Source organism: Streptomyces sp. MS191, assembly GCF_008042125.1.
Taxonomy (GTDB): Bacteria; Actinomycetota; Actinomycetes; order Streptomycetales; family Streptomycetaceae; genus Streptomyces.
Map to the genome: position 1 here is coordinate 1 of NZ_RDBI01000173.1, position 755 is coordinate 755.

Sequence of the window (755 nt, forward strand, 5' to 3'; positions counted from 1 at the left end):
GGCGGTGTCCCCGCACAAGGTGGGCCCGGACTACATCGATCCGGGCTACCACGCCCTGGCCACCGGCCGGCCGGGCCGCAACCTCGACGCGTACATGTGCGGTACGGGCCGCCGCTGCCGTACGAGGCGCGGGCGCTGGTGCTGGCCCGGCTCGGGCCGCGGGCCGGGGACCTGGTCTGGGACATCGGTTCGGGCTGCGGTTCGGTGGCGGTGGAGTGCGTCCGGCTGGGCGCGGCGGTGGTCGCGGTGGAGCAGACCGCGGGCGGCGTCGAGCGGATCCGCGGGCACGCGGCCGCGCAGGGTGCCGAGGTGCGGGTGGTGCACGGGGCGGCGCCCACGGTGCTGTCGCATCTCTCCGATCCGGACGGGGTGTTCGTCGGGGGCGGCGGCCGGGACCTGCGGGCGATCGTGGCGGCGGCGGCGCGGCGCGCGCGGCGCGCGGTCGTGGTGGCCCCGAGCGCGCTGGAGGAGGTGGCTCCGGTCCGTGCGGCGCTGGCGGCCTGCGGGTTCGCGGTCGACGGTGTGCTGCTGCAGTCGCAGCGGTTGCTGCCGCTGCCCGACGGGTCCTCCTCGCTGGCCCCGTCGGCGCCGGTGCTCCTGGTCTGGGGCACCCGGTGACCGCGGGCGGGGCGGCGGAGGCCCGGCCGGCCGGGCCTTGACCAGCTCCTCGACCTCCGCCGCGACCTTCCCGCGGCTCGCGGACGGTGGCGAGAGCAAGTTCCCGCGCTGGTCGGCGCACATGCGGAGGCTGTACG

At 78.1% G+C, this 755-nt stretch carries 1 pseudogene; it reads left to right on the forward strand.

The annotated features are described in order from the left end of the window. Positions 1-618, forward strand: a pseudogene (locus EAO71_RS36150) (bifunctional cobalt-precorrin-7 (C(5))-methyltransferase/cobalt-precorrin-6B (C(15))-methyltransferase); the annotation flags it as partial. Positions 619-755: the final 137 nt, after the last annotated feature.